The 1147-nt window shown below is 42.4% G+C and carries 1 protein-coding gene; it reads right to left on the bottom strand.

The window, feature by feature from the left end:
- Positions 1-244: 244 nt before the first annotated feature.
- Positions 245-997, bottom strand: coding sequence for a hypothetical protein (locus AACW06_RS19640; RefSeq protein ID WP_192076341.1), 753 nt, complete (start codon positions 995-997; stop codon positions 245-247).
- Between the last annotated feature and the right edge of the window lie 150 nt (positions 998-1147).

The following is a 1147-nucleotide window of genomic DNA, read 5'->3' as shown; positions in this document are numbered from 1 at the left end:
CGCCAAAGAATAAGAGTCCGAAAAACAGCGCTCTAAAAAGCCAACTTGCCGACAAACACAAAACTGAAAAGCCGAGGGAACAAAGAAAAACCATAAACCACTGATTTTACATGATTAAGCATAACGCTGCGTTAAGGGGTGAGTGCCGCACAAACCAACCTTCCGCAGACCACTTTCACCACCAAAATTCACTGCAAACAAAAAATGCCACGCGGCATGAATCCCGCTTGAACGCCTTGTTATGTTACGGAGCTATCAGTGATAGCGCAAACTCTCGCATATGACGTGCATTATCTGCAGTTTCCGCATTACCACAAGCCTGTCCATAATATTTGATATCCGGTGATGAGTAGACTGGCAACGGCTTCTCTGCATAAGTCATTACCGTACCAGCTTCATGACACAATGCCCCAAATGCATAAGACTTAATTTGCTTGTGATGTTCTTTTAGGAGCTGTCCTTTTAACCAATGTATTGCTGTGTTGTCGTGCCATGCCCAAGCCAGATGCCCCAACTCATGCTCAAGCACATGAAGTTCTGCATCAGAAGATAGAACCAAAAAACTGCGACTAAAATTTACATGAGCGGTCCCTGCACTGTCTTTTGCAAAAGGAAAGTCTTTAGGAAGAACTAGAACATAATAACTTCCATTTTTTTGCATTGGCTCAAGAATCGAGTTACCAACATTTAGGAGTAACTGTTGATGTAACTTACCACTGTCTTGACTTTTAAAACTGGTCAAATCAAGTTTGGTGATTCCTGAAAGGGTCCTTCTAATTGGAATGCAAGAGTTCTCTAGAACAAGGTTTGAATAGTCAATAAACTCTTCAATTCGTGCCTCACTAATGGAGTCATCTGTGAAAAAATGCACTGGCGTATCAATTTTAGAGACGGAATCACACACGGGGAGCGATAACTCCTCACCACCTCGTTTACCGACAAAAAATAGAGCGGTTACACCGAGTAAACAACCGCCAACTAACAACTTTTTATTCATTCAATTACTCGTAAAGTGCAGTAACATAACGCCCAATTAAGTGGTGAACAACGCACTGGCCAAGCCGCTGCATTGCACCGTAAAACACTTTACCTAACGCATAGTAAAACTGCCACGCGTTGAGAATCCACTTGAATTGCTTGTTATGTG

It is taken from the genome of Vibrio sp. S12_S33 (genome assembly GCF_963889785.1).
Lineage (GTDB): Bacteria > Pseudomonadota > Gammaproteobacteria > Enterobacterales > Vibrionaceae > Vibrio > Vibrio aestuarianus.
The sequence above is the reverse complement of the archived record's forward strand: the minus strand, read 5'-3'. Positions and strand labels throughout refer to the sequence as shown.

Coding starts and splice junctions, on each gene's coding strand:
- AACW06_RS19640 (WP_192076341.1), bottom strand. CDS start 997: ATGAATAAAAAGTTGTTAGTTGGCGGTTGTTTACTCGGTGTAACCGCT.